Origin of the sequence: Pedobacter heparinus (genome assembly GCF_032678725.1) — a bacterium.
GTDB classification, from domain to species: domain Bacteria; phylum Bacteroidota; class Bacteroidia; order Sphingobacteriales; family Sphingobacteriaceae; genus Pedobacter; species Pedobacter heparinus_A.
Genome location: NZ_JAVTSC010000002.1, coordinates 58,435 through 80,504, shown reverse-complemented (window position 1 = coordinate 80,504; position 22,070 = coordinate 58,435). Strand labels below are relative to the sequence as shown.

The 22,070-nt window shown below is 43.8% G+C and carries 18 protein-coding genes; 8 read left to right on the top strand and 10 right to left on the bottom strand.

Annotation, left to right across the window (positions count from 1 at the left end; translation table 11 throughout):
* Position 1 precedes the first annotated feature (1 nt).
* The 6 genes from R2Q85_RS03505 to R2Q85_RS03480 form a co-directional block, all read right to left on the bottom strand.
* On the bottom strand, positions 2 to 643 hold the full coding sequence (locus R2Q85_RS03505; protein ID WP_316810365.1) for a DUF47 domain-containing protein: 642 nt from the start codon (positions 641 to 643) through the stop codon (positions 2 to 4).
* A gap of 87 nt (positions 644 to 730) precedes the next feature.
* Positions 731 to 1,756, bottom strand: coding sequence for a sensor histidine kinase (locus R2Q85_RS03500; RefSeq protein ID WP_316810364.1), 1,026 nt, complete (start codon positions 1,754 to 1,756; stop codon positions 731 to 733).
* Between the two features lie 58 nt (positions 1,757 to 1,814).
* Entirely contained in the window at positions 1,815 to 2,582 is a 768-nt protein-coding gene (locus R2Q85_RS03495) for a TIGR03915 family putative DNA repair protein (RefSeq protein ID WP_316810363.1), read from the bottom strand.
* A complete protein-coding gene (locus R2Q85_RS03490) occupies positions 2,582 to 3,838 on the bottom strand; it encodes a putative DNA modification/repair radical SAM protein (protein WP_316810362.1) in 1,257 nt (418 codons plus the stop codon). Before R2Q85_RS03490 ends, R2Q85_RS03495 begins: the two co-directional genes overlap by 1 nt.
* A gap of 43 nt (positions 3,839 to 3,881) precedes the next feature.
* Complete coding sequence (locus R2Q85_RS03485) at positions 3,882 to 4,529, bottom strand: HD domain-containing protein (protein WP_316810361.1); 648 nt, start codon at positions 4,527 to 4,529, stop codon at positions 3,882 to 3,884.
* 12 nt (positions 4,530 to 4,541) lie between these two features.
* Positions 4,542 to 5,729, bottom strand: a complete 1,188-nt coding sequence (locus R2Q85_RS03480; RefSeq protein WP_316810360.1) for a class I SAM-dependent RNA methyltransferase — start codon at positions 5,727 to 5,729, stop codon at positions 4,542 to 4,544.
* A 71-nt stretch (positions 5,730 to 5,800) separates the two neighbouring features.
* On the opposite strand from R2Q85_RS03480, the gene R2Q85_RS03475 reads away from it, so the two are divergent.
* Entirely contained in the window at positions 5,801 to 6,169 is a 369-nt protein-coding gene (locus tag R2Q85_RS03475) for a DUF3127 domain-containing protein (RefSeq protein WP_316810359.1), read from the top strand.
* A 64-nt stretch (positions 6,170 to 6,233) separates the two neighbouring features.
* Here the strand turns inward: R2Q85_RS03475 and R2Q85_RS03470 are convergent, their stop codons facing one another.
* Entirely contained in the window at positions 6,234 to 7,004 is a 771-nt protein-coding gene (locus R2Q85_RS03470) for a hypothetical protein (protein ID WP_316810358.1), read from the bottom strand.
* Positions 7,005 to 7,075: 71 nt separating this feature from the next.
* Between R2Q85_RS03470 and R2Q85_RS03465 the strand changes: the two genes are divergently transcribed.
* On the top strand, positions 7,076 to 8,923 hold the full coding sequence (locus tag R2Q85_RS03465; protein ID WP_316810357.1) for a HAMP domain-containing sensor histidine kinase: 1,848 nt from the start codon (positions 7,076 to 7,078) through the stop codon (positions 8,921 to 8,923).
* A complete protein-coding gene (locus tag R2Q85_RS03460; protein ID WP_316810356.1) occupies positions 8,920 to 9,615 on the top strand; it encodes a response regulator transcription factor in 696 nt (231 codons plus the stop codon). Before R2Q85_RS03465 ends, R2Q85_RS03460 begins: the two co-directional genes overlap by 4 nt.
* On the opposite strand, the gene R2Q85_RS03455 is transcribed toward R2Q85_RS03460, so the two are convergent.
* Both R2Q85_RS03455 and R2Q85_RS03450 read right to left on the bottom strand, forming a co-directional pair.
* Complete coding sequence (locus tag R2Q85_RS03455) at positions 9,612 to 10,382, bottom strand: GLPGLI family protein (protein ID WP_316810355.1); 771 nt, start codon at positions 10,380 to 10,382, stop codon at positions 9,612 to 9,614. The genes R2Q85_RS03460 and R2Q85_RS03455 overlap by 4 nt on opposite strands.
* 4 nt (positions 10,383 to 10,386) lie before the next feature.
* Positions 10,387 to 13,185 (bottom strand): outer membrane beta-barrel family protein, encoded by a 2,799-nt coding sequence (locus R2Q85_RS03450; protein WP_316810354.1) that lies wholly within the window; start codon positions 13,183 to 13,185, stop codon positions 10,387 to 10,389.
* Positions 13,186 to 13,338: 153 nt separating this feature from the next.
* On the opposite strand from R2Q85_RS03450, the gene R2Q85_RS03445 reads away from it, so the two are divergent.
* On the top strand, positions 13,339 to 15,633 hold the full coding sequence (locus R2Q85_RS03445) for a helix-turn-helix domain-containing protein (protein WP_316810353.1): 2,295 nt from the start codon (positions 13,339 to 13,341) through the stop codon (positions 15,631 to 15,633).
* Here the strand turns inward: R2Q85_RS03445 and dapF are convergent.
* Entirely contained in the window at positions 15,630 to 16,415 is a 786-nt protein-coding gene (gene dapF, locus R2Q85_RS03440) for a diaminopimelate epimerase (RefSeq protein ID WP_316810352.1), read from the bottom strand. The genes R2Q85_RS03445 and dapF overlap by 4 nt on opposite strands.
* 151 nt (positions 16,416 to 16,566) lie before the next feature.
* On the opposite strand from dapF, the gene R2Q85_RS03435 reads away from it, so the two are divergent.
* The 4 genes from R2Q85_RS03435 to R2Q85_RS03420 all read left to right on the top strand — a co-directional run bounded on the left by R2Q85_RS03435 (position 16,567) and on the right by R2Q85_RS03420 (position 22,070).
* Positions 16,567 to 18,114 (top strand): trypsin-like peptidase domain-containing protein, encoded by a 1,548-nt coding sequence (locus R2Q85_RS03435; RefSeq protein WP_316810351.1) that lies wholly within the window; start codon positions 16,567 to 16,569, stop codon positions 18,112 to 18,114.
* 473 nt (positions 18,115 to 18,587) lie between these two features.
* On the top strand, positions 18,588 to 19,268 hold the full coding sequence (locus R2Q85_RS03430; protein WP_316810350.1) for a succinate dehydrogenase cytochrome b subunit: 681 nt from the start codon (positions 18,588 to 18,590) through the stop codon (positions 19,266 to 19,268).
* A gap of 25 nt (positions 19,269 to 19,293) precedes the next feature.
* Positions 19,294 to 21,273 (top strand): fumarate reductase/succinate dehydrogenase flavoprotein subunit, encoded by a 1,980-nt coding sequence (locus R2Q85_RS03425; protein ID WP_316810349.1) that lies wholly within the window; start codon positions 19,294 to 19,296, stop codon positions 21,271 to 21,273.
* Between the two features lie 26 nt (positions 21,274 to 21,299).
* A complete protein-coding gene (locus tag R2Q85_RS03420; RefSeq protein WP_316810348.1) occupies positions 21,300 to 22,070 on the top strand; it encodes a succinate dehydrogenase/fumarate reductase iron-sulfur subunit in 771 nt (256 codons plus the stop codon).

Below are 22,070 nucleotides of genomic sequence, written 5' to 3'. Positions count from 1 at the left end.
TTTAAGCGTTCTTTACCAAAATAGATTCCAGCACATTTGCTGCATCCTCACATTTATCTGTTGCCAGCTCTAAAGTTTGCAATACTTCTTTTTGCCTGATCAGCTCAATGGCATTGGTCTCAAACTCAAACAAACGGGCAATGGCAAGGTTGCAGACGTAATCCGCCTGATTTTCTCCGCTGTTGATGCGTACGCAGGCATCAGCGATCACGCGGATATTTTTAAAGCTTCTTAGTTCTTTGATGGCCTTTTCCAGATCTGTACACATTTCTACCAGTAATTCAGCAAGTTTGATCATCGCATCGCCAATATTGGTTACATTGTACAGTTCTATATTGCTTGCCGATGCATGGATATAATCTGCAATGTCATCAACTGCACTGGCCAGTGCATGGATATCTTCCCTGTCAAAAGGAGTAATAAAGTTTTTACTGAGTTCCAGGAAAATGGAATGGGTAATGTCGTCTCCAACATGTTCCAGGCGCTCCACTTCTTTAATGTGTTCTTTCCTTTTCTCCATATCGGTTGCGCTAAGCGCAAGCAACAGGGCCTGGGAAATTTTTAATACGTTGCTTCCTGCCTGCTCAAATAAAGGCTGAAATTTCTTGTCTCTCGGCGTAAAGAACTTAAAAATGCTATTCATATTAATATTAAAATATGATGCAAAAGTATAACTGTAATGTTAACTTAGTGTTAAGTGTTAAGTTTATTTTAATTTATCACCTTGCTGTTAACCAATCTTTTCCAGTGTAAAAGCAAAGGTAGTCCCGATTTGAGGGGTGCTCCTGATGGATATAATCTGTTCATGGGCTTCCAGGATGTGTTTTACAATAGCCAAACCAAGGCCGGTACCCCCTTCCTCTCTGGACCTGTGCGAGTCAATCCGGTAAAAGCGCTCAAATAAACGGGTATGGTGTTTTTCATCAATGCCGATCCCGTCATCCGTTACTTCTATTAAATACTGGTCGTGCAGTTCAAAGATCTTTATAGCTGTAGAACCTTGTTCCCTGCCATATTTCAATGAATTGTGGATCAGGTTGATCAAAACCTGCCGGATCTTTTCCCGGTCGGCCCGAACATAGGCCGGATGCGTGTACTTGTCTTTAAAAGAAAGGGTAATGTTTCTTTTGCGTGCACTATCTTCCAGGCCGTCCATCACCTCCCTGGCCAGGGGAACAAAGTCGAACTTCTCATAATTAATGGGGATTTCTCCAGTTTCCAGCTTGGAGATGGAGTCCAGATCGGTAATCAGGTAGCTCAGCCGCTCTACATTCTTTTCTGCCTTGGCCAGGAATTTAGCGGCCGTTTCCGGGTCTTCGGTCAGGCAGTCCTGCAAGGTTTCAATATAACCTTGTATCGCAAACAGCGGGGTCTTAAACTCATGTGATACATTGGATAAAAATTCCCGTCTGAACTGCTCCTGTCTTTTCAGTACTTCAATCTCCCGTTTTTTGGCCCCGGCCCATTCTTTTACTTCCTGTTCCACATCGTTTATAGGATCGGCACTTACGTATTCGCCCAAAGCATCTTTAAGGTCTTTGCCCAGTTTCAGGTTGTGGATCAATTTATAGATCAGTACGATTTTTGAGTAGATGTACTTTTCCAGCAGGTAGTAAAAAACAATAAAGCTGGTGATAAAACTTACCACAAAGGAAACCAACATAAAATACCAGTCCTTCTGGAAGTAAAAATTAACCAGACCGATGGACAGCCCAACTGCAAATGCAGCAATTAACACCAAAACACTTAACTTCATCCTAATAATTTTATGGTAAGACGGACGCTTATGCCAGGAGCAATTTACAAGATAAATTTTATATGCTAATCTTTTCCGTAAGATATTTCCAATATCTTTTTGGGACGTGCTGCACATGCAGTCTGGTGTTTTTTCGGGCTGCAATATTTGTGCTTTTAAAATAGTCCTGCCAAAGCCTGGCATATAAATTTTCTTTTTCTGAAAGGAACGCCTCTGCGGGCTTTTGAAGCCTTTTTTCTTCCAGGCTTTCCAACTGTATTTCTGCTACAATTTCCAGGTTATAGTACAGGCCATAGTGTCTTTTAATATCGTATATGACCCATTGCTGATCAGTGTAACGGTTCCTGAAATGGGACAAGATCAGTGGAAGGACATTAAAATCAGGATCTATTGTACAATAAAAAATGCCGTCGGCCGAATGCTGAAAGCGGATAAAGGCTTCCATCCTGTGCTTTTCTCTTTCTACTTTTTTGGCTGTTTGTGCCAGGGCCAGTACGTACTCATTGCCATAATTGGCCTCAACTCCCGGCGCATTGTTAAAAATGTAACAACTAAACTCAAAAAGGCTGTGGTAAGCTGCAGGGTCTTCAGACAAAAAAGTACAATAAAACTTTCTTATCCAGTCTTTGCTTAACCTCGCTTGTAAGCCTTTCCATACCCGGTCTGCTTTTTTATGGTCATTGTGCACATGAAAAATATCAGAAAAAGCATCTGGCTGATGCTGTTGTGTTGTTTTTAGCATGACGGGTCCTGGTTTGCGTTCAAACCATTCAAAAACTGCGCAGAGCAACCCTTCAAAACTGCTGTCGATCAGGTAAACGGTCATTAGAATAAGTTCAGTTGCTGCACATCCGTTTTTAAATATTTGCTTTGGCTTTCAGCAAGGATAAAAGATTTGATCTGGGTTCCCAGGTATTCTTTTAACTGGTAAGGACTGTCTGCGCACCTGATAAAATGACGGGCTTTATTGTAGGCAATGCCAATCTTTTTCAACTGGTCAATCCGCAGTTTACCAAACCTGCGTGCCTGGATGATCTTTTTTGCCGAACTTACCCCAATGCCGGGTATACGCAGGATCATTTTATAAGCCGCCACATTAATGTCAACCGGAAAAAACTGCAGGTTTCTCAAGGCCCAGCTGAGCTTCGGGTCAATATCTATATCCAGATGGGGATTGGCATCATTTAGCAATTCATTCACATGGAAACCGTAGAAACGCATCAGCCAGTCTGTCTGATACAATCTGTTTTCCCTGATCAGGGGAGGCTGGGAACCGATAACGGGCAGCCGCCTGTCGCTACTGATGGGAATATAACCGGAATAATAAACCCTTTTGAGTGAGTAATCCTTATAAAATGCGGCCGCGGTATGCATGATGTCCTTATCTGTTTCCGGTGTTGCGCCAATCACCATTTGCGTGCTCTGCCCGGCGGGTACAAATTTCGGAATGCTTTTAATCAGCTTTTGCTCGTCTTTTAACTGTATGATCTGGCTTTGTATAAAGCCCAATGGTTTTTTCACCTCTTCATGACTTTTTTCGGGAGCCAGCAGCTTTAAGCCGCTTTCGGTGGGCATTTCCAGGTTAATGCTCATCCGGTCTGCGTAAAGGCCTGCCTCTCTGATCAGTTCCTCACTCGCGCCCGGAATCGTTTTTAGGTGAATATAGCCGTTAAACCGCTCTTCCAGGCGGAGTTTTTTGACTACCCTGAGCAGGCGCTCCATGGTAAAATCTGCATTTTTGAAGATGCCGGAGCTAAGGAACAGGCCTTCGATAAAGTTACGCCGGTAAAAGTTTATCGTTAAAGATACCACCTCTTCCACTGTAAAAGCTGCACGTTCGATATCGTTGCTCTTCCTGGAAACACAAAATGCACAGTCAAAAATACAATGATTGGTCAGCAGGATTTTCAACAGGGAAACACAGCGTCCATCTTCTGTGTAAGTATGACAGATACCCGAGGCATGACTGTCACCAAGGCCCTTGTTGTCATTTTTCCTTGTTCCACCACTCGACGAGCAGGATACATCATATTTAGCCGCGTCGGCCAATATGGTCAGTTTTTCCCTTATCCGTTCAGACATAATAGCTAATTTACTAACAAATATAGTAATTTTGCTAAAATAATTAGATAATGAGATAAAATTCTGAATAAAACTGCTCCAGATAATCCAGCATAAACTGGTGACGTTTCTCCGCCATTTTCCGGCCTTCTTCTGTTTTCATCAGCGCTTTAAGCAGCAGTAGTTTTTCGTAAAAATGATTGATGGTGGGAGCGGTGGTATTTTTATATTCCTCTTTGGACATGTTCAGTACCGGCTTAATTTCAGGGTCATATAAAACCCTGTTCTTATAACCGCCATAGGTAAAGGCCCGGGCAATACCAATGGCACCAATGGCATCCAGCCGGTCGGCATCCTGCACTACATCCAGTTCCTTAGACTGAAAGGTGATCAGCCCGAGGCTTGCCTTGTAACTCAGGTTCCGGATGATCTGCTGTACATGTTCAACAACAGCTGGTTCCAGGTTAATGCTGCGCATAAAATCAGCTGCTATCCTTGGGCCAATTTCTTCATCACCGTTGTTGAATTTGGCATCTGCAATGTCGTGCAGCAGTGCAGCAAGTGCAACCACCAGCTCATCGGCCTTTTCGATAGCATTGATGTGCAGGGCATTTTTATATACCCGCTCAATGTGAAACCAGTCATGGCCGGCTTCCGCATTGGCTAAAGTCTTTTTAACAAAAGCAATAGTTTGGTCAATTGCGCTACTCATGCGTGTTTTATATCAGGGTTTAACCGGGCGTTCCTCTTCCGGTCTCCGGCTGCCATCGTACAATTCGTACTCCAGCATGCGGCAGTCCAGTTTTCCGTTATAGAACTCTACTTTGCGGTCGGCTTTTAAGCCTATCTTTTTAGCCAGATCAGGATTGCCGGTAAAGATATAGCCAAAATACCCCTTACATTCCTGTTTCATAAAGTCGCCCATACGTTTATAGGTAGCTTCCAGTTTGGAATGCACACCTAAGCGTTCCCCATATTCCGGGTTAAATATCACCACACCTCTTCCGCCTTCCGGAACCTGCGTGTCAGCAAAATCACAGACTTCGAAAGTGATCAGGGTATCCACGCCGGCCGTTTTTGCATTTTTCCGGCTGATATCTACCGCATCATCCGATAAATCAGTGGCGATGATCTGCAGTTCGGTGTTTTTAATCACCTGGTCTTTTAAAATTCTCCGCTCTGCAAAAAATACCTGCTCATCATAGCCCATAATGTGCATAAAACCATAGTTCATGCGGAACAGGCCAGGCCGGCGGTTGGTGGCTATCAGCGCAGCTTCAATGGCCAGCGTTCCGGAACCGCACATCGGGTTTACAAACGGAGATTTCTGGTCCCATTTGCTGCTCAGCACTACGGCCGCGGCAAGCGCTTCCAGCATAGGAGCTTTGCCCGGAATTTTACGGTAGCCATGTTTGGCCAAAGTTTCTCCCGAAGTATCCAGAAATATATCAGCGTCGCCGTCTTTCCAGTATAAGTGCACTACGGTTTTGTTGGCATCAGATCCGGAATTCGGGCGAATGCCTTTCTTATCTTTGATGCGGTCAACAATGGCATCTTTAACTTTTAAATTCGCAAAAAGCGGGGTGGTTATGGTCGGGTTATCCACATTGGATGTAACCGAAAAATAACCGGAAAAATCGATCAGCTCTTCCCAGGGCATTTCCAGCAACTCCCGGTAAAGCTCCTCAGGATTGTTGGCCTTGAAGCTTTTTAAACAGTACAAAATCTGGCTGGCACACCTCAGGTTTAAATTGAGTTTGATGCATTCGCTAAGTGTAATGTCCAATTCCAGGCCTGTCGGAAAATCCCTGACAATGGTATAACCAAGGGCTTTAACCTCGTCCAGAAGATAAGGCGAAAGCCTTTTGTTGCAGGTGATGATCACCTTGCTTTTGGTGTGGAAAACTTGCATAATTTATTCTGCGAAGTTATCAATAAAAATATAGAGATTTGAAATCGTAGTAGAATAAAAGAGTATTTGTTATGGAAATAAAAGGAAAAGTGCATGAAATTGGTGCATTACAGCAGGTGAGTGAGACTTTTAAGAAAAGGGACCTGATTATAGAATATGCAGAAAACCCTACTTATCCTGAATACATCAGGTTTGAGGCTTTACAAGATAAAACCGCTTTATTTGACAGCTTAAAACAAGGCGATGATGTAGAAGTTTCATTCAATTTACGTGGCCGTCCCTGGACAGATAAAGCCGGTAAAACATCTTACTTTAACAGTCTGGTAGTATGGCGCATCAATGCACTAACCGCTAATGCAGCTGCCGCAGCTACTCCAGCATACGCTCCGCCAGCTGATTTGAACAGCACACCGGGCGAGGAAGATGATCTTCCTTTTTAAGAGCTTTTTTAAATAAACAAATTGAACGATCTGCCGGAAGTACCTTCCGGCATTTTTTTTGGTTTTACATAGCGGTTTTGCTCCATACTTCATAAATCTTAGCGCCTTTACTACTTAAGCCACTATGGTGCCAGTCTCCGTTTTCCAGCTTACCATCAAATACCAGTGAAGCGCCAACGCGGCTGTTGTCGCGCGAAAAGAACTCAATGTTTTCGGTGTATTTGCCATCTTTAAAAATATAGGAGCCTCCTCCTGTACCAGAGAATTGTTTCTTTGCCGGATCAATGGCTACCCATTGAAACTTAGTGCCGGTAAGCATTTTGTAAGTTTGCCGGGTGCCGGTTTGGTGTATGGCATTAATTTTTCCATCATCGCCCATGCGGCCGGTAATGCGCCATACCCCGGCAAGTGGTGCTTTGCCCTCATCTATGCGTTTGAAATTGACGCGTCCTTCCGGAACATCCAGCCTGAGCTGCCCTGCCGTAAGGCTAAATGGAATATCCGTTAGGGTGCCAACTTTAGTAGAATCGGCACTGTTGAACAAACTGGAACAGGCCAGCTTATTGCCTTTTATTTCGTAGCTGCCGCCCTGGGTCATGATCAACTGTTTTCCCTGGTATATGGTATGAAAATAAAAACCATCGGTTAGCAGCAGGTTGTGTGTTTTATCTCCTTCGTTCAATTGCCAGGCCCCGTTAATGGCAGCGGTTTGTGCAGTTAATTCCGCAAATGCAGTACTGCAGATCAATAAAGTGAACAACAATAATTTCATGCTTTTAGGGCCATCGCTTTTAATACTAAGGCAAAAGGCCACATAAATATAATAATTATGCATCAGGCGCGTGTTAAAATTTGTTAAATTAAGGACTTATGTGTTTTTGCTTCTTTATTTTTGAGCTGCTGTAAATGAAAAAAAGAAGCCTTTGGCTAATTACCGGCCTCATGACCGTAGCATTGCTCGGTGTGTTTGTAATGCAATTGTATTACATCAGGCAGGCCTATAACCTAAATTCCCAGCTTTTTGAGCAGGATGTGAACCAGGCATTAAATGCGGTGGTTACCAAAGTGCAAAAGCGCAATGCGGCCCTGCACATCAGCAGAAAGGACCGGCAGCTGGAATTGGAGAGAAAAGCTGAGGTACAGGACCAGGCCAAGCAACTCGTGGATTACAAAGACCGCTTTAAGGATGAAGAACAACAGCGTGTACTGCAGCGGCAGCGGCTTATTGTAGCAGACCTGAACCAGACTGATCTGGAGATCAGAAAATCTTACGCGAATCCCATCCTGATCTCTGAAGAGGAATTTCGGGCGGCATCCGACCTGAGTAACCCCAATAAATCTCCGGTGCATGTAGATGTGAATGTCGGGCTGGATGCTTATGGAAATGTGGTTGCCGGACAGATCAAATCGACCTTTGTGCAGGAAAGGCAAAAAATATTTAACGTGGCACAGACTAAAATGCCCGATAGCATCCATTACCTGGCCGTTGATCCGGGTACGGGAAAAAATGTATTGATCAGTGTAAAAACAGTAAGTGCTGAACTGGAAAGAAAATTTATACTGGAAGACAAACTGGCCAGACGGAAATATGAGGAGGGTCTGGAAAGGCTGTCTTCTGATACCATTCCGATGAAACCGGGAACCGAAATCCTGTTGCAGGATGTGGCAAAAGAAATGCGTGATGCCAATGTTCCCCTGAGTAAAATGATCTCCAAGGAGGTTTTGGATACCCTCATCAAAAAGGAATTGCTGAACAGGAACATCAGCCTGAAATACGATTTCTGGGTTGGCCTGGCGCAAAAGGATTCCCTGGTGTATCAGAAAGCGGCCAATGCGAGCGGAGAGCTATTGCCTAAGAACACCTATAAAGCAACGCTTTTTAATAATTTTATCACCCGGGACCCGGGCATGTTGTACCTCTATTTTCCAAATAAAAACTCCCTTATCTTTGCTAACCTGAGTGTAACGATGGCTTCTTCGGCGGGTTTGCTGCTGGTACTGATCTTTATTTTTGCTTATACCATTTACGCGATCCTGAGGCAGAAAAAGATTTCGGAAATGAAGACAGATTTCATCAATAACATGACCCATGAATTTAAAACACCGGTAGCAACCATTATGATTGCCAGTGAAGCGCTCAAAGACCCCGAGATTGCAGCGGATAAAAACCGCATCAGCAGGCTCGCCGGAATTATCTATGACGAGAATGTACGTTTGGGTAACCATATAGAAAGGGTACTGAGTATCGCCAGGCTGGAAAAGAAAGAATTAAAACTGGAACACAGGGAAGTAAATATTCATGACCTGATCACTGCGGTGGTAGACAGCATGAACTTACAGCTGCAAAAGAAAAATGCCCGGGTAAGCTTAGATCTGGAAGCTGTTCAGCCGGTTATTTCAGGCGATGAGCTGCACCTGTCCAATGTATTTTACAACCTGATAGACAATGCCAACAAATACAGTGCGGAAAACCCTAAGATTACCATTGCCACCAGGAATACCGGTAAAGGATTGCTCATTGAAATTACAGATGAAGGAATTGGCATGACCAAAGAACATAGCAAACGTATTTTTGACCAGTTTTACCGGGTTCCAACCGGTAACCTGCATGATGTAAAGGGTTTTGGTCTGGGGCTAAATTATGTGCAGGATATTGTTGAGCAAATGAACGGTGCTATAAAAGTACATAGTGAAAAAGATAAAGGAACTACCTTTGAAATCAGTTTACCGCTAAACCATAACCATAGCAAATGAAAAGAATACTATTGGTAGAAGATGATCCCAATCTTGGGCTGCTCTTACAGGATTACCTTCAATTAAAAGGCAAGTTTGATGTGGTGCTGTGTGCAGATGGCGAAGAAGGCCTGCGCGCATTTAGCAAGCAGGAATTTGACCTTTGTATACTGGATGTCATGATGCCCAAAAAAGATGGTTTTACCCTGGGTAAAGAAATCAGGAAGATCAATCAGGATGTGCCGATCATCTTTGCGACAGCAAAAGCGATGATGGAGGATAAAGCCTCGGCCTATGATTTAGGAGGAGATGATTACATTACCAAACCCTTTAGGATCGAAGAGTTATTGCTGCGGATAAATGCCTTGTTAAAACGCGTAGCAGTAAAGGAACAGGTTGATCAGGGGCCTGCTCAAACCGAATTTCAGATAGGAGACTATACCTTTGACTATACGACTCAATTGATCAACCACAATGGCTTGCAGCAAAAACTATCTACCAAAGAAGCCGAGCTGCTGCGCCTGCTTTGCCTTAAAAAGAATGCCGTACTTACCCGGGAGGAAGCTTTGCTGAGCATCTGGCATGACGACAATTATTTTAACGGGCGCAGTATGGATGTTTTTTTGAGCAAGCTGAGAAAATACCTTAGAGAGGACCCCAAAGTGGAGATCTTAAACGTACATGGCAAAGGCTATAAATTGCTGGTGAATTAAAGCAGGAATGCTTTTAATGCGGATTGCGCATAATCTCCCCAGTCTTTTAAGGCCGAATTGATGGTTTCTCTTAAGGTCTTATTGTTTACAGACTTGCCTTTGGCAGGCACTTTTAATTCATTTGGACTTACTGTTTTGTCTGTGACCGTTTTTGCAAACCAAGTGATGTTTTCATGTGGCAAAGCCACTCCCAGGATCATTCCAGGAAGTCCGGTGAAAGACTCAGGCCCCCCGGACACGGGAATTTTATCAGTATAAAATGCGACAACATATATGGAATCCAGGATAATTGCATTTGCCCTCCGGCATTCATACCCGGCTATGGTCCGCATTTCATTGGTGATTTTCCAGTTGATATTTCTGATGCTGTCTTTAACCAGGAAGGTTTCTTCAAAAACGGTTTTTCTGGCGGTAAACAGGCCGCTGGCAAAATCGGTATAGATCGTGTTGGGCTGGTCGGCCAGGGGAGAGCTGAAGAAATATCCCCTTGGGGCAGCATCAGGTTCCTGAGGCGTGAACAGGGTTTTGTCTTTTGAAAAGGCCATCGTACTTTTTAGCACCCGGAATTGCGGTTGGTTTTTTTTGTAGGCATCATAAGCCTGCTGCATGTAGCTGCTGGTCCGTTTTTCCATTTGTTTTTTCATGATGGCAAACATATTGGAGCTCTTTTCAAATTCTATTACACCATCAGTAGTGAACCGCACATTTTGTGCAGGCAGGTTATTTCCTAAAAGGATTAAACAGGTAAATATCAGTAGGTGCCTCATTTTCTTATTTTTTAGGGGCGGCTCCGCCCATTTTATTAAAATCCCAAACCAGGCTGGCCATAAAATATCTTTGTATGGTCGTATAGCTGTTTTGTGTGATCATGTTGTTATTTGCAGACCGGCTAAAACCCACATTTTGGTTGAGCAGGTCATTTCCGGAGATGACCAGTTTTAAATTTTCAGCTTTGAAAAACTTTCTGGATATATTGGCATTCCATATAAAACGCTCCAGGTCTTCGTTAAAGGTTTGCGTTTTAGCGGCAAACTGATAGTTGGCATCTGTACCGATGTCAATCTTTCCGGGCAGGAACACGTTGAAACTTCCATCGGCCTGAACACCCAGCCCTTTGTTATTGGTCCTGGTCTGTAAAGAAGAGCTGATGACATTGTAACTCGGCCCACCGGAAACCCAGAAACTATATTTCTTCTCTTTATATTTGGAAAGGCTTAAACCACCACTGTAACTGTAAGATTTGCTGGTATTGAGTTCAGTTTTGGTCTCGGTGCTTACCATATTGTAATTTACATTGCCGTTTACCTGCAGGTTAAGCCCTACATTTAGTGCTATACTTTTTATTTTCCTGCTGCTGCTGCCATAAAAGTAAAAGTTGTACGGGTCTCTATTTGTTAAGTTGAAAGACTGATAAGTGTTTTTTCCGGCATCATCTGTTTTGGTATTGTTGACAATAGGGTTTGTGGTGAAGGAATAGCTACCACTTACATAAATGTACTGGTCTGTCAGTATCTTGTAGGAATTGTAGCTTGCATTAAAGCTGCTCCTGAACGAGGGCTTTAAATCCGGATTACCTAATGTAATGTTCAAGGGGTCGGTATTTACCCTTACCGGCTGGATCTGATCTATGCGGGGTTGATTGGTATTGCCATAATAACTTAACCGGAAGGATTTTTGCTGAGAAAACCGGTACTGAAAGGTAGCTTGCGGGTTCCAGTTGATAAAATCTCTTTTGAATGTTTGATCGGTATAGGCATCAAACTGTTTAAAATCTACGGCGCTTACTTTGGTGCCAAAAGTTATAATTGTCTTCTTTTTGTTGTAGTTAAATGTTGCTCCGCCCTGATTGGAAAGCTGGTCCAGACTAAAATCATTACTAAACTGACTGTCGAATACATCGTATTGTCCTGAGGCACTTTGATTGAAAGACTTCCGGTTGGAATTGCTGTTGTTGACGTTCAGGGCGTAGTTTATTGCAAGTGTCAACGTTTTAGACAATGGCTCTGTATAGGTAATGTTAGTATTGAATACGGAGCTGGTGCTGTGATTTGTTTTGTACTGGTTTACCGTTTGTATACTGTCTCTGGTTCCCTGCTCATTAAAGAATTCATTGGTAGAATTCAGAAAGCCTTTGGTGTCATTCTTATTGACGGCCTCGCTAAGGTTTACAGAAAGCGTCCTGCCCTTTTTCTTCAGCTTTTTAGTCCAGAGCGCGGTAGCATTAAATAACTGCTGATCACCGTCATTACTCAATGAGCGGATGCCGGAGTTTAAGGGGGAATTGTCTTCCCTTGAGCTGGATGAGGTAAAATCATCCCTTGTTTTACTGTTTTTCAAGGTTCCGTTTACCGATACCTTTAGGGTCGAGCTGGTGTCTAAACTGATGGTGTAGGTAGCGTCCAGCTTTTGTCTGAACATGAAATTATCAAACTTCTGGTTTGAGCTGCTGTTGATCAGCCCGGAGGGTAAGTTGTTTTGTGTCAGGTTATCCCTGGTGCCCTCCACCGAGATAGATCCGATTTTATAATTGGAATTGATAATTTCTTTATCGCTGTTCCATTTGTTTTCGTAATGTAAACCACCACTATAGGCCGAAGGAATACCCTGTCCATTGTATCGCCCATTATAATTTTCCAGGTCGTCACCTCCTCCATTGAAATAGAACCCCCCATCATCTGAAACCTGCATGTCTGAGCTCCCGTATTTATCCTTGTCGCCCCAGCCCAATCCTGTTTGCCCGGTATTCCCGGCTATGCCGTAGACAGAGAATTTCTGCTTGCCTTTAAAGGCGTTAAACATGGCCTGGCTTTTGTAAAATTTGTCCGTTCCTATACCTCCTTCTACCTTGCCAAAATATCCGTTCTTTTTGTCTTCTTTGAGTTTGATATTGATGGTCTTTGTTTTCTCGCCGTCATCGATTCCGGTAAAGGCGGCCTGGTCGCTTTTTTTATCATACAACTGTACCTTGTCCACCATATCCCCACGAATGTTTTTGGTAACCAATGTAGGGTCATCTCCAAAAAATTCCTCTCCATCAACCAGTACCTTATTTACAGTCTGGCCCTGTGCCGTTATTTTTCCGTCTTTATCTACCTGTATTCCTGGCAACTGTTTCAACAGGTCTTCAACTTTGGAGTTGGGCTGGATGGTATAGCTGCCCGCATCAAATTCGGTGGTATCACCCTTGATTTTAATCGCGGCGGTTTTACCTTTAATGATCACTCCTTCCAGTAAAGTGGCCTTAAGGATCATATTCAGTTTGCCAAAATCTTTAAGGGCATGGGCACTGTCCAGCGCAAATTCTTCCACATAATCTGCATAACCAGGATAAGTAAGCAGCAAAATAAATTTGCCGGGGCGCGGCGCATTTATGGAAAAATTACCATCCTCATTGGCCCGGCTAAACTTTACCAGGGTAGAATCTTTCTGATTTAAAACCGTGATGGTGGTATTGACCAGCTTGTAGGTAGCCATTGTATCTGTTACAGATCCTTTCAGTGTATAACGTTGCTGTGCAGTAACAAAGAGGGCATGGCAAAGGAATAAAAAGACTAGAGCGCTTAATTTCATGGTTTAGGTTTGTTTCATCTAAAGTTATAACTAAAACTTTAGTAATAGAAATATTTAATGTTAATTTTTGTTAAATGTCTTATTTAAACGGTTTAACCAGCATAAAAGCATTAGGGATATGGGGTTAAGTTACAATTCTTGTTAGATTTGCATATGCTGAATTCAGAAAATGCCAACCCGGCGGAGCTTGCGGCCAGATTTGTAAATTATACCTCGAAGCACATTTTCCTGACCGGAAAAGCGGGAACAGGTAAAACCACTTTTTTACGGGGTCTGATTGAATTGACGCATAAAAAGGCGGTAATTGCTGCGCCAACTGGAATTGCCGCCATCAACGCCAATGGGGTGACCATCCATTCTTTATTCCAGTTGCCTTTTGGGGCCTATCTGCCTAAACCGCCCGCAGCTGAAGGCAATCATTATAACCAGCAATACAATACTCCAAAATCTATTGTCAGGCATTTGAACATGACTGCTGCCAAGCGCAAAGTGCTTACCGATATGGAATTGCTCATCATTGATGAGGTGAGTATGCTCCGGGCAGATCTGCTGGATGCTATCGATATGGTTTTACGTTACATCAGGAGAAACAATTCGGCTAGTTTTGGCGGCGTACAGGTCTTGTTCATCGGCGACCTGCACCAGTTGCCCCCGGTAGTAAAATCTAATGAATGGACTTTACTGGGGCAGTTTTACAACAGTGCGTATTTTTTTGATGCCCATGCCCTGCAGCAGCAGCCGCCGGTTTATATAGAGCTGGAAAAGATCTACAGGCAGGCCGATAATGTATTTATTGACCTGCTCAACAACTTAAGGAACAATACGGTCAGCCAGCAGGATGTTGCCTTGCTGGAAAAATACTACCAGGCTGATTTTAAACCGGCCCTGGAAGATAAGTACATCACTTTAACCACCCATAACAATAAGGCGGAGACATTAAATAAACAAAGCCTGGAAGAACTGAACAGCCCGGCTTACCTGTATGTGGCAAAGGTGGAGGATGAATTCAGCGAATATGCCTATCCGGCAGAACACATCCTGGAACTGAAAACAGGGGCGCAGGTCATGTTCATCAAGAACGACCCCAGTGGGGAGCAGCGCTTTTTTAACGGTAAAATTGCCACGGTAATTTCCCTGGCACCAGACCGGATTGAAGTGCAAACCGAAGGCAATAAGGAAAAGATCGTTGTAGAAAAATACAAATGGGAGAACATCCGGTATACTACAGATAAGGTTAGCGGCGAAATAAAGGAGGAACTGATCGGGACCTTTACCCAGTATCCACTCAAACTGGCCTGGGCAATAACCGTACATAAAAGCCAGGGTTTAACCTTTGATAAGGCGATTATTGATATAGGCAATGCCTTTGCCCCCGGACAGATCTATGTGGCCTTGTCCCGGCTGCGTTCTTTAGACGGGCTGGTGTTAACCTCCCTCATTTCCGGTTCAGGGATCAGACAGGACCAGAATGTTTCTTTTTTCGCAAAGAACAAGCAGGAACATGCGGTGCTGGAAACACAGATTGTACAGGAAAGTGAAAACTTTTTAAGGACCTATCTGCTACAGTGTTTTGACCTCAATCCCCTGGATAATTACGTCTATGAACACGTGCATTCCTATACCAAGGACATCAACAAATCGGCCAAGCAAAAGCATGTGAAATGGGCCGCAGCTTTGTTAAAGGACCTGGGTGAAGTGAAGGCCCATGCCAATAAGTTTTTATTGCAGATCCAAAGGCTGTACCAGGACAAATCAGAAAGTGGCATGCAAATGCTGCTGAACAGGACTGCCGCTGCTGAAAACTATTTTAAACCCCTGCTTGCTTCGTTTTCAAAAAAGATATTTGAGCGAATGGAACTGGTAAAACAGGACAAACAAGTGGTGGCCTATTTAACCGAGTTATTGGAAATGGAAGCCCTGTTTTATGAGCAGGTCAAAAAAATCCGCAAGGCTACAGCATTGTTAAGTGCCACCATCAGCGGAAAGGAATTTACCAAACAGGATGTAAATGCCTTGCTGAGCCAGGCAGACAGGGCTGCGCAAATGGAAACTGTTTTCGCTATGCCGGGCAAACTTGACTTTACCGATAAAAAAACAAAAAGCAAAACGGGCCCCAAAGCAAAAGCTCCGAAAAAAGAAAAGGAGCCAAAAGCAGATACCAAAGAATTGTCTCTTGCGCTGCTGAAGGAAGGAAAAACCATTGCCGAAATTGCCGAGGCCCGTAAAATGGTTGCCGGCACCATTGAAGGGCACCTTGCACACTATGTGGCCAAACAGGAAATCTCGGCAAAAGAGATCATTGGCGGTAAAAAGCTGGGCCACATACTGGATGCCATCAAAGTACTGCAAACCTTACAGATGAACCCGATCAGGGAACATCTGGGCCGTGATTATTCTTTTGGCGAGATCAAGATCGGCATCGCGGCACACCTGGCAGAAAGGGATTAAAGTCTGATATCCCCTTCATAAACCTTTTCGGCCGGGCCACACAAAAATACGTTGGTAAATTTCTGGCCATCATAATCAAAAGCGATGCTTAAATCCCCGCCCAGTACTTTGACCGGGGTTTTGATGTGTCCGCTTTGATTTTTATGTTTTGCCATGGACAAGGCTACCGCTGTAACCCCGGTGCCGCAGGCATAGGTTTCATCTTCTACGCCGCGTTCAAAGGTGCGAACAAACAGGTGGTCACCTTTATCTTCTACATAGTTTACATTGATGCCTTCTTTTTTATAGGTTTCATTATTGCGGATGGCTTTACCTTCGTGATAAACGTCATAATCGGCCAGCCCTTCCATTTGGGTTACATAATGGGGCGAGCCGGTATTCAATACATAGGCTTCGCCATCCCGGTTGATGGTAGTGATGTCTATCATTTGCAGCTCTACCCAGTTGCCTTCAGCTGAAATTTTGGCATAGTGCGGGCCGTCAACTGCCAAAAAGTTAGTTTCTTTGTCGATGATTCCCAGGTGTTTGGCAAAAGCTACAATGCAGCGCCCGCCGTTGCCACACATGCTGCCCGGTTTCCCGTCGGCATTAAAATAAAGCATCTCAAAATCATAATCCGGATGCTTGGTCAAAAACATCAGCCCATCGCCACCCACGCCAAAACGCCTGTCGCATAGTTTTTTAATCTGCTCATAATCAATATCTTTGGTTGGACTTTCCCTGTGGTCAATCAGAATAAAATCATTTCCGGCGCCCTGGTATTTAAAGAAGTGGATGTTCATTAGCGTAATGCGAAGGTATTTAACATTTTTTAACAGTATTCTTGACTGTTTACAGATGCAAATATCGGTGATATGGTATTAAATTTGAATAAATCAATGAAAAGAAATATTTAATGGTTTTTTTAACAGATAAATTTAAACTGATATATAAATGAAAAGGATAGGATTAATAGTGTTGGCTGCATTTATAGGTGGTGCGGCCGCAATTGGTGGCTATAAATTATTGGAGCCCAAAAATGGTGAGATGTTGTCGTTTGCTGATCAGCAAAAGGTACTTTTTGCGAGTAACCCCAAAATTTCATCTGCAGGCGCAGTAGATTTTGTAGAGGCTGCTGCTGCGGTTTCACCGGCTGTGGTCCACATTAAAACGTCGTACGGTGGTAGTTCGTCAGAAGGTCAGACGCGTTCGTCTTCGCCTTTTGATATGTTCGACGACCTGTTTGGTGGTGGTGGTGGCCGCCGGATGCAGCGTATGCCAAGGGCCGCTTCTGGTTCGGGTGTTATTTTAACCCCTGATGGTTATATTGTAACCAATAACCACGTAGTGGATAATGCAGATAAGATTGAAGTGATTTTATCCAACAAACGTAAGGTGAGTGCCAAAGTGATCGGTAAAGATCCAAATACAGATCTTGCCCTGATTAAGGTTGAGGCCAATGATTTGCCAGTGGTAAAAATGGGAAATTCTGACAATGTGCAGATTGGCGAATGGGTATTGGCTGTTGGTTTCCCTTTGGACCTGCAAACTACGGTTACCGCAGGAATTGTGAGCGCTAAAGCCAGAAGTATAGGTATTTTAGGCAGGCAGCAACAACAGCCTACCGAGGAAGAATACGAAGAGTACCGGAGAACGGGTAAAGCCCCTCAGCGTACCAACAGCAGTATTGAATCCTTTATTCAAACTGATGCAGCCATTAATCCTGGAAATAGTGGCGGTGCGTTGGTAAACACCAATGGGGAGCTGATCGGGATCAATGCGGCAATTGCTTCGCAAACCGGTACCAATGAAGGATATGGTTTTGCCATTCCGATTAACCTGGCGAAAAAGATCCTGGACGATTTTAGAAAATACGGAAGCGTGAAACGTGGGTATATCGGCGTTTCTTTTGTTCCGCTGGATGCTGACAATGCCGAAGAACTAAAAGTGAATGACATCAACGGATTGTATGTAAGCAGTGTATCGCCAGATGGCGGAGGCGCAGCTGCCGGTATAAAACAAGGGGATGTGATTAAAAAAGTAGATGGTATTGCCGTTTATGACTCTCCGGACCTTCAGGAAAAGATCGGGCGTTTGAGCCCGGGCGACAAAGTTCAGTTGACGGTGTTGAGAAATGGAGCCTTAAAAGACATTAAGGTTACATTAAGGGACGATAGTAGTGTAGGTGTAAAAACAGCTAAACTAGCTGAGAAATCTACAGGTACCAGTTTAGGTAAGTTGGGTGCGGCTTTTGAGCCGGCATCTGCGCAGCTTAAAGCACGTTATGGTGTAAAAAGTGGTGTTGTGGTGAGCAGCATAGAGGCTGGTAAACTGTTTGATTCCTGGGAAATTCCTAAAGGAGTATTGATCACCTCGGTGAACGGTACACCCGTAAATAGCGCCAAAGATGTGGAGAGCGCATTGCCAAGATCAAGGAACGGCATGACAACCATTTCAGGAGTTGGGCCACAAGGCAGATTCACCTATTCTTTAACCAACTAGAATAATTAATTAATTTTTTTTAAGGCTGCATCGTTACGTACGGTGCAGCCTTTTTTTGTTCAGGCTGCCAGCCCTGCTGTTGTTTGCTTTAACGAAAGCCTTATTAAAAGTTGAGTTTCTCTTGCTTTATTTTTGCGTTTCTCCTGTTCTACCAAGAGAATAGCAAGAGAAATATACAATTCATCAGGAATTTTTTTGCCCTTTAAGCACCCTGTTTCACATAGAAATTACCTTCTCTGAAAGCGCATTGGAAAATTTTTTCCTTCTTCAGGAAAAAGGTTTTTTCGGTAGCTCTTATTTTGTTAGTCCTCAAGATTGCTGCGCAGTTCCCGCGATTGAAGAGAATGGTTATTTCAATTATCATTTAATTGTAAGGTTAGAATGTTTCTAAATAGCTGATTTGTGCTTGGAATTAACCGATTAATTCTTTTATTAAATACTTTTGCACATAATAGAAATAAAAAAACAATCTAATGGCAAGTTTCGGAAAGGCTTTTTCCTCATCAATTGGAAAAAAATTAATAATGGGCATAACCGGCCTGTTTCTCATTTCATTTCTTTTAGTGCACTGTTTTATCAATGCGTTGATCTATGTAAATGACGGCGGGTTAACCTTTAACATGGGGGCTCACTTTATGGGTACCAACTGGATAATCAGGGCTATGGAAATCGTTTTATTCGCAGGTTTACTTGCGCATATCATTCAGGGTTTCAGACTGGTTTTTCAAAACCAGGCCGCACGTCCGGTAAAATATGCAGTTACCAATGGTGCCGCGAACAGCAAGTGGTATTCCCGTTCTATGGGTTTACTGGGTACTTTGCTGTTGATCTTTTTAATCGTCCATATCAACAAGTTCTGGGTAATGTCCCGTTTTACAGGCATCCCTACCACAGATGTAAATGGCAATCATGACCTGTTTGCTGTTATGGTAGAAACTTTTAAAGATCCGTTGCTGGTTTTGTTGTATGTATTGGCTATGGTTTCGTTGGCTTATCACCTGTTGCATGGTTTTGCTTCTGCTTTCCAGACTTTAGGATGGAACCATAAGAAGTATACACCAATCATTAAATCCCTGGGCGTATGGTATTCCATTATCATTTCTTTGCTGTTTGCGTCTATGCCTATCGCAATGTATCTGGGCCTTATTAAATAATTTTTGATCTTAAAGTTTAAACAACATGGCAGAATTAAATGCTCATATACCTGAAGGAGAGTTAACAGAGAAGTGGACCAAATTACGTTCTTCTATGCCATTGGTTAATCCGGCCAATAAAAGAAGCATAGAAATTATCGTAGTAGGTTCGGGGCTGGCAGGTGCTTCGGCAGCGGCTACCCTTGCTGAAATGGGTTATAAGGTTAAATGTTTTTGCTTCCAGGATTCACCCAGAAGGGCGCACTCTATCGCGGCTCAGGGTGGTATCAACGCAGCAAAGAATTATCAGAATGATGGCGACAGTACTTATCGTTTATTTTATGATACCATAAAAGGTGGTGATTACCGCGCCCGTGAAGCCAACGTACATCGTTTGGCTGAAGTGAGTGCAAACATTATAGATCAGTGTGTGGCCCAGGGTGTGCCTTTGGCCAGGGAATACGGAGGTTTGCTGGACAACCGTTCTTTCGGTGGTACACAAGTTCAGCGGACATTCTACGCTGCAGGACAAACCGGTCAGCAATTGCTGCTGGGTGCTTACAGCGCTTTGGAGCGCCAGGTAGGCATGGGTAAAGTGGAGATGTTTACCCGTCACGAAATGCTGGAAGTTGTAGTTGTGGATGGTAAAGCACGTGGGATCATTGCCCGTAACCTGCTTACCGGCGAATTGGAACGTCATTCAGGACATGCAGTGTTGCTTTGCAGCGGTGGCTACGGAAACGTATTCTACCTCTCTACCAATGCAATGGGCAGTAACGTAACGGCTGCATGGAAAGCACACAAAAAAGGAGCTTTCTTTGGTAATCCCTGCTATACGCAAATTCACCCCACCTGTATCCCGGTTTCGGGTGATCACCAGAGTAAATTAACCCTGATGTCTGAGTCCTTGCGTAATGACGGCAGGATCTGGGTGCCTAAAAAGAAAGACGATACCCGTAAAGCTTCAGAGATTCCTGAAGAGGAAAGAGATTATTATTTAGAACGCAGGTACCCTGCTTTCGGTAACCTGGTGCCGCGTGATGTGGCTTCACGTGCCGCTAAAGAACGTTGCGATGCAGGTTACGGTGTAGGTAACTCTAAACTAGCCGTTTACCTGGACTTTAAAGCCAATACCGAGCGTTATGGCCGCATTGAGGCCAATGTACAGAATATCCATAATCCTGATAAGGAAACCTGCATGCGTTTAGGCCGTGAGGTGATCAAGGAAAAATATGGTAACCTGTTTGATATGTATGCACAGATCACCGGAGAAGATCCTTATGAACTGCCAATGCGTATTTATCCTGCAGTTCACTATACCATGGGCGGTTTGTGGGTAGATTATAACTTAATGACAACCGTTCCGGGCTTATATGCTTTGGGAGAGGCGAACTTCTCTGATCATGGTGCCAACCGTTTGGGAGCTTCTGCTTTGATGCAGGGTTTGGCCGATGGTTACTTTGTAATCCCTTACACTATTGGGGCTTACTTGTCTAAAGAGCTGGCCACCAAACCAATCCCTCAGGACCACCCGGCCTTTGTAGAAGCAGAAGCTAGTGCAAGAGGAATTATTGATAAGTTTTTTGCAATTAAAGGAACCAAGACCGTTGATCATTTCCATAAAAAATTAGGAAAGATCATGTGGGAAAAATGCGGAATGGCGCGTAATGCAAAAGGCTTAACGGAAGCAATTGCTGAAATTCAGGAACTGCGCAAGGAGTTCTGGAGCGATGTCCGTGTACCGGGAGAAGCCAATGAGTTCAATCCGGAGCTGGAAAAAGCAGGTCGTGTGGCCGACTTTATCGAACTTGGAGAATTGATGTGTATCGATGCATTGAACAGAAATGAATCTTGCGGAGGTCACTTCAGGGAAGAATACCAGACGGAAGAGGGCGAAGCCATGCGAGACGATGAAAACTATGCTTACGTTGCGGCATGGGAGTTCAAAGAGGGTGTTAAATTTGAGCTGCATAAAGAAGAGCTGAAATTTGAAAACATCAAGGTTGCACAAAGAAGTTATAAATAATAGCTAAGTACTAAAATCTCAATATCATGAGTACAGGAAATATGAATTTAACGCTGAAAATCTGGCGTCAAAAAAATACAAAAGCCAAAGGCAATTTGGTGGATTATAAACTATCGGAGATTTCTCCTGATATGTCCTTCTTAGAAATGTTTGATGTATTGAACGAACAGTTAATTTCTAAGGGCGACGAGCCGGTTGTGTTTGATCACGATTGCAGAGAGGGGATTTGTGGGGCCTGCTCCATGTTCATCAACGGCAGGCCGCACGGGCCAAAAGAAGGGATTACCACCTGCCAGCTGCACATGCGCTCTTTTAAAGACGGGGATACCATTGTGGTTGAGCCATGGAGGGCAAAGGCTTTTCCGGTGATTAAAGATTTAACGGTAGACAGGTCGGCCTTTGACCGGGTTATCGCAGCAGGAGGCTTTATTTCGGTAAATACGGGAAATGCGCAGGATGCCAACAACCTGCCAATCCCTAAGGTTCAGGCCGATTCGGCTTTCGAAGCTGCGGCCTGTATTGGCTGTGGTGCCTGTGTGGCCACTTGTAAAAATGCTTCGGCGATGCTGTTTGTTTCTGCAAAGATTTCTCAGCTGGCACAATTGCCTCAGGGACAGCCGGAACGCTACCGCAGGGTTCAGAGCATGGTGGCGCAGATGGATGCCGAAGGTTTTGGTAATTGTACCAACACAGGAGCTTGTGAGGCAGAATGCCCTAAAGGCATATCTTTAGAGAACATTGCACGCATGAACAGAGATTTTTATTCTGCAAAATTTGTATCTGAGGAAGATATTTAA

Bases quoted from the DNA above. Each gene is read 5' to 3' on its own strand.
- R2Q85_RS03505 (WP_316810365.1), bottom strand. From the start codon at position 643: ATGAATAGCATTTTTAAGTTCTTTACGCCGAGAGACAAGAAATTTCAG.
- R2Q85_RS03500 (WP_316810364.1), bottom strand. From the start codon at position 1,756: ATGAAGTTAAGTGTTTTGGTGTTAATTGCTGCATTTGCAGTTGGGCTG.
- R2Q85_RS03495 (WP_316810363.1), bottom strand. From the start codon at position 2,582: ATGACCGTTTACCTGATCGACAGCAGTTTTGAAGGGTTGCTCTGCGCA.
- R2Q85_RS03490 (WP_316810362.1), bottom strand. From the start codon at position 3,838: ATGTCTGAACGGATAAGGGAAAAACTGACCATATTGGCCGACGCGGCT.
- R2Q85_RS03485 (WP_316810361.1), bottom strand. From the start codon at position 4,529: ATGAGTAGCGCAATTGACCAAACTATTGCTTTTGTTAAAAAGACTTTA.
- R2Q85_RS03480 (WP_316810360.1), bottom strand. From the start codon at position 5,729: ATGCAAGTTTTCCACACCAAAAGCAAGGTGATCATCACCTGCAACAAA.
- R2Q85_RS03475 (WP_316810359.1), top strand. From the start codon at position 5,801: ATGGAAATAAAAGGAAAAGTGCATGAAATTGGTGCATTACAGCAGGTG.
- R2Q85_RS03470 (WP_316810358.1), bottom strand. From the start codon at position 7,004: ATGCATAATTATTATATTTATGTGGCCTTTTGCCTTAGTATTAAAAGC.
- R2Q85_RS03465 (WP_316810357.1), top strand. From the start codon at position 7,076: ATGAAAAAAAGAAGCCTTTGGCTAATTACCGGCCTCATGACCGTAGCA.
- R2Q85_RS03460 (WP_316810356.1), top strand. From the start codon at position 8,920: ATGAAAAGAATACTATTGGTAGAAGATGATCCCAATCTTGGGCTGCTC.
- R2Q85_RS03455 (WP_316810355.1), bottom strand. From the start codon at position 10,382: ATGAGGCACCTACTGATATTTACCTGTTTAATCCTTTTAGGAAATAAC.
- R2Q85_RS03450 (WP_316810354.1), bottom strand. From the start codon at position 13,185: ATGAAATTAAGCGCTCTAGTCTTTTTATTCCTTTGCCATGCCCTCTTT.
- R2Q85_RS03445 (WP_316810353.1), top strand. From the start codon at position 13,339: ATGCTGAATTCAGAAAATGCCAACCCGGCGGAGCTTGCGGCCAGATTT.
- dapF (WP_316810352.1), bottom strand. From the start codon at position 16,415: ATGAACATCCACTTCTTTAAATACCAGGGCGCCGGAAATGATTTTATT.
- R2Q85_RS03435 (WP_316810351.1), top strand. From the start codon at position 16,567: ATGAAAAGGATAGGATTAATAGTGTTGGCTGCATTTATAGGTGGTGCG.
- R2Q85_RS03430 (WP_316810350.1), top strand. From the start codon at position 18,588: ATGGCAAGTTTCGGAAAGGCTTTTTCCTCATCAATTGGAAAAAAATTA.
- R2Q85_RS03425 (WP_316810349.1), top strand. From the start codon at position 19,294: ATGGCAGAATTAAATGCTCATATACCTGAAGGAGAGTTAACAGAGAAG.
- R2Q85_RS03420 (WP_316810348.1), top strand. From the start codon at position 21,300: ATGAGTACAGGAAATATGAATTTAACGCTGAAAATCTGGCGTCAAAAA.